This window comes from Natrinema hispanicum, from assembly GCF_900111485.1.
Taxonomy (GTDB): Archaea; Halobacteriota; Halobacteria; order Halobacteriales; family Natrialbaceae; genus Natrinema; species Natrinema hispanicum_A.
The window spans coordinates 11,154-16,511 of record NZ_FOIC01000045.1; the positions used below are offsets into that span (position 1 = coordinate 11,154).

Consider the following 5,358-nt stretch of genomic DNA (forward strand, 5'->3'; position numbering starts at 1 on the left):
CGTCGTGTTTCTGCGAAACAGACGCCGACGGAGATCATCGCGATGGACATCGAGACTGCTGAGGGACTGCTCGAGGCCCGCTATCACCATCTCGAATTGCTCGACTCGGATGGACAGGTCACTGGTGGTGTCACACCCGTTGTGACTCGAACCGACAGGGCAGAGGTGTGAGAAAGCGGTTGAACCCATCCCGAGAGGGTGAATCTCTCTAACGAGCACAACGAACGGATCTGGTCGTCGTCGTGGTCTGACGATGTCGCTGCTACCAATAGCTGCAGGTGTAGGAGAAGATCCTTCCCTTTCAGAGACAGTGTTTGTCCCTCTAACGCTCATTCTGCAGTGATAGCTATGATCGCACTCACAACGGGTGTGATCATGACCGCTCAGTTGTGGTCTGCACGCGATTGTCCCTTCTCGGGGTGGATGTCAATGACCTCGTGGACTGGTATGATGATACCCAATTTAACAGACCACAATAAATTATTGTGTAGTATTGTGCTAAGTCATAAAGACTGATGTCGCTGTGATACAGACAGTGACTTGGGCGTGAGGATAGGCGGTGGGGAGATAGCGCTCACGCTCAGTCAGAGGCACAACTCAGACACACGGACCGTGTCGAATACTCGTCTCCACACGAGTCGTCTGGGACAAACAGTACGACTTGAAGGGGAGTGGCGTTCGGTAACTTCGGCGGCACCCTGCCTTGAGAAGTGATTCCCGTCGATTGTGTTACTCAACGAGTTCTGACTTCTCTTTGACCGTGATTTCTGGATCGGTGCCGAATTTCACAATAACCGTATAGCCATTGTATTGGAACTCGATTCGGCCAGACTGAGTCGTCCCGTTCTGGCGTCCCGACGCAACGAGATCGTCGAGCGCATCTGGATTGACTGCATCATACAATGGGGGAAGTTCAAGTGGATCCGTGTGTTCCCTTTCAGCAATATAATTAACTATGTGCAAAGAAATATTACTTTTATCTCCAAGATCCCTTTCCATACTAAAGTGTATATCTCCCAGACACTAATATATGACGCCAAACATACAACTTTCTGTGCCCTCATAGGGAACTTATTACTGACTATGAGAATATCATAAAAAGACTCGCGAATAGCTTGTTTCAGATCCTTCTGATTGGGTCAGCCGGTAAATAGAGATGCGAACTGTCCGCTATGGGTTTTGCCACATACGGATGAGAGGTGGTACAAATGCGTACAAGCAAACGAGTATCGTTATTGTGAAGAATGGGAAACCCAATGGATCACCTTCGATAATAAGCCCCACTGTAATAACTGCGAGTGCTAAGCCGACGATGGCAGTACGAATCGCACGAAGATGTGCTATAAATATCGAATATTGTCCATCGTTCATACATGATACCGGAGTTCTCACTATATCGGTCTTTTTGTTTATTGGGTGATATATGTGCCCCCTGTCTTGAACGGCAACTACGTGTGCGAATACATCACTTGTCTGACTGCGCGTATCGGTCGTACATCCACCACGGAACATTAAGTACCAGAGCCAGTGCGACTGCTACTCCGAGTCCGACCAGTAACCCATCCGTGAGTCGAATTGCGAGGAAGACTGCGATACCGCTCACAGCAACCCTCACCACTCGATTCAGGTTCCAATCGAAAAGGGCAGATGGAAGCGCGGACATACTATTTAGTTAGGTATCCTGAATTATAACCATTCTGTAAACCAAGGCTCTGACGAGTGCCAACTGATACACGCACGTTCTGTACTTACCGTTCACTATGAATTTCAATAGCCGTATGACAATTCTATTATATTTCCCATGCGCCTTTCAGATTCGCCGCTATGGAATTCCGGAAGGCGGATATCAAGCTCGCTTTTGATTTGAAGCGAATCCAAGTCCTTTCCCACTTGGACTGGGAAATAGTGTCGGCGATGGGGATGGGGGTAGTGCCTCCGTTAACATGGGGGAGTTGGAGGCAATTGGTTGTTATTGGTGATCATTATTAACTATTTACATTCCGATCACTTATCCAACAGATTCATACGAGACATATCCTAAGAGCACACGTGGGGAGGGACAGTGTGGCTCTAATCGATCTCCAGACAGGGAATGCAGTCGATTCGAGACACACGGCTCCTCGCCGCAACTGGGATTGCTCCACCACTGTCTGGTGCCATCAGGATCTCAGATCACCTACCACTGACACACCACCTGGGACATGAGTGTGCCAACGTCGGCCTCTGGCCGGCGTTTCTGCAAGATTCGGAAGTTGATATCTGAAGCCACGGCTAATGGCGATGATAGCACTGACCGACCGACCGACCGACTGACAAGGGGTTTCCCTGGTCGCAGTCGCATTGACCGAGTTCTCATAGGGATTAGCGTGGATATTCAGAGATTCTCACGAGAAAACCAGCCTACTGGAAAAACCACACGACGAGAGAAACTATGAACTAGTCTGCTGATCCCTATCAGTTCCTACGAACAGGCTGATCTCGAGTTGTCGAACACGCTTAGCAACTGGCCGACGATCGTCACCTCACACATGATGTTGAGTCCGCCGAGATTGTCGACGTCCTTGAGAGTGGGAAGACAGCCCAGAAGACAGCAGGAGGCAAGTCGGCTATTCATATCTCTCGGAGAATATGTAGTCAACCGTCTTAGTACAGTTAGGGAACAAGTTGATAACTCTATGGGACATATGACGGGTTGGCGCGGACAAGGTGGGTCAACCTACACTCCTGTATCGTTGCCCCTTCCTCGATCACAAGTCAGGGGGAACACTTGTCCACGCCAGCCGAGATCGGCACGTCCCACAAGATCCACAACTGGTTTCGTCTCCGATCTCTGGCTTTTGAGTTCCATCCGAACTTTGAAAAACTCATGTTGGTCTCTGTCCAGTATTTTTGCAGGGTACAAGAACTGTATAGAAGGGTGTAATCAATATGCGTGCTGTTTGTGCGTTCCATAATAATACATAATAGAAACATTATTCTTGTTTCGGTACAGTAACTTGACACTCGGACTACAAGGCCTAGCGATTCAGAATTCGTATAAGGAAACGATAGCTATCCCGGAATATGGATCAACGCCAGATGAGGGAGCAGTCGCCGTTTCTCCTCATGGCGTTCGGGGCGATACTGTTTCTGATTGCAGGTGTTCACTATGCACATGAAATTCTTGTATTGAATACTCTAATCGGGCCACTGGTTGCGCTTTTGTTGGATGGGGTGCCTGCACTTGGACTCATCTATGCGGGATACTGTCTCTCTCAAATCGAGTTCACACTCAAAAGTCGATGGATCGTCGTTAGTTGGTCTCTCATAGGAGGCGTCGTGTTTCTGATCGCAATGGGAACAACAGTTCTTGTACGACTGTTCGAAGGACGTCCTATCGCCGAACCTGTCTTTCCACTTCTGATTGCAGTTGAGGCAGGAGCGATTGCAGGAATGATCGCCGGCTATTACAACGCTCGAGCACATGCCGACGCTCGGCGCGCTGAAAAGGTTAGTGATACACTGGTGTTTGTCAATGATCTCATCCGTCACGATCTCCGTAATGATCTAACTGTGATCCAAGGCTATACTGAACTCATCAGCCATCAGCAAACCCCTGCAACTGCTGAGACAGAAAGTGATAATCTCGAGGTGATTTCTGAGAAAACCGGGGAAGCGCTTACACGAATTGAAGCTACTCGTGCAATCATTGACTCACTAATCGGTGAAACCGATCTTGAGCCAGTTAATCTTGCTGCGGTTATTGCTGAACTGGCTTCTCAAGTTGAGACCTCGTCCAGTGCTGCTGTAACAACTCATCTTCCAGACCAAGCACTCGTCACTGCAAACGCCAGTCTTCGGTCGGTTGTAGACAACCTACTTGAGAACGCTGTCGAACACAACGATCGGGATGATTCTCTGATCGAAGTCATGGTGAAGGCTGACGTGGATACTGTCAGGATGACTGTCAGCGACAACGGGCCAGGTATTTCTGACAAACAGAAAGAAACACTGTTCAATACGAACGGAACGGAGACAGACAGGGGCGGAGGTCTCTCTTTGGTATGGACGCTAGTTGAATCGTATGGCGGTAATATTCGAGTTGAAGATAATGAGCCGTGTGGTTCAACATTCGTTGTGGAACTTCCACGCGCAGATGTACAGGAAGAAATATCGGAATGATAATTAATTCGAGACACGCGTCCTCTGGTTGAAACTGGGATTGTGACTCTACTGGCAAGTCCAGCTCAATCTTCGACCGACACTGCATGGGATATTCCAGATTAGAGATACTGATTTGGCAATTGACTATTTCTGAGTTGCACCAAGTTAGACGATAAATTGGTATGCGTAGTAACGTTCTCTGTAAAATATATTTGGGTAAACTATTATTATAGGAAATTACCTATGGCTAAGCATAATCTGATAATGGAAAACAAGAACCCATCTCTCCCGTCGATCGTTGACCGTCTGAATGCCGGAGTCACACTGCACGAACCAGAGACAGGTGTGATGCGAGAAGGACAAACAGGCTGCGAAAACCATCGAACAGCAACGTGGCCAGCAGGCCTTCCACGTGAACATTCGCGCGTGCTTGCTGCCTCGAGCGAGCAAGACGAGGCTGAGGCCCGTGCTCGTGGCGTCGCGGGGATGTTCAGGAAGTACTACAACGCGATCACTGAACAGGGCCTTGACGACAACCCTGTTTGGCATCGGCGAGAGCGCAAACATGCCACGCAGCTTCGACAGTTCGTTGAGCGAATGTGTGACCGCGAGTGGATCGACCGGCACATGATTATGACCGTCGACGAACTCGCCGGCGTCGCACACATCCCCAATGCAGAGATTGAGACGCCGAATATCGACTGGCGATATACCCGACGTGGTGATCGCGCCCCTGCCGATCTAGGCCAATACGAACAGTCCACCGGTAGCAGCGCTTCCACCGAACACAACGTTACTAACAGAGGACACGATGGTGTTTGATCGATTCTTTGACCGCAGCAACTCTGAAGGTAGTTGGATAGCGTGACTATAATTCACTGCTCGGTGATGCCTCTCACCCTGAGCTGAGTTCTTCTCCACCGAGGATAGACTGGAGCTGTTCGGGCGGATCTAGTCCTCGTCGTTTCCACGTGGCCAACATGGTCGTGATCGTCTCGTGAATCTGGACCCCTTCGGCTGAGCGGAGGGTCCGGAACATCTTCCGCAGCACAACTTGCTCGCGCAGAGCGCGCTCTGCGCGATTATTCGTCGAATCGACGTCTGGCTCTGTAACGAACGTCAGCCAGTGCCCTAACCCGTTCCTGATCTTCTCGATCAGCTTCTTGACCTCCTGTGCCTCGTAGTCTTCCCTGATCAGGCCTTCCAGATGTAACG

Annotated in this window: 3 protein-coding genes and 1 pseudogene; 2 read left to right on the top strand and 2 right to left on the bottom strand. The window is 49.6% G+C overall.

What is annotated here, in order from left to right:
* Window positions 1-729: 729 nt before the first annotated feature.
* Window positions 730-999: a HalOD1 output domain-containing protein gene (locus BSG09_RS18575; protein ID WP_175542262.1), complete on the bottom strand. Its 270-nt coding sequence runs from the start codon at window positions 997-999 to the stop codon at window positions 730-732.
* 2,064 nt (window positions 1,000-3,063) lie between these two features.
* On the opposite strand from BSG09_RS18575, the gene BSG09_RS18590 reads away from it, so the two are divergent.
* Both BSG09_RS18590 and BSG09_RS18595 read left to right on the top strand, forming a co-directional pair.
* Window positions 3,064-4,161, top strand: coding sequence for an ATP-binding protein (locus tag BSG09_RS18590; RefSeq protein ID WP_242611688.1), 1,098 nt, complete (start codon window positions 3,064-3,066; stop codon window positions 4,159-4,161).
* Between the two features lie 334 nt (window positions 4,162-4,495).
* A pseudogene (locus tag BSG09_RS18595) lies at window positions 4,496-4,965 on the top strand (hypothetical protein); the annotation flags it as partial.
* 73 nt (window positions 4,966-5,038) lie between these two features.
* On the opposite strand, the gene BSG09_RS18600 reads toward BSG09_RS18595, so the two are convergent.
* Window positions 5,039-5,358: IS66 family transposase (locus tag BSG09_RS18600; RefSeq protein WP_139246276.1), on the bottom strand; the 320-nt coding region annotated here is incomplete at its 5' end.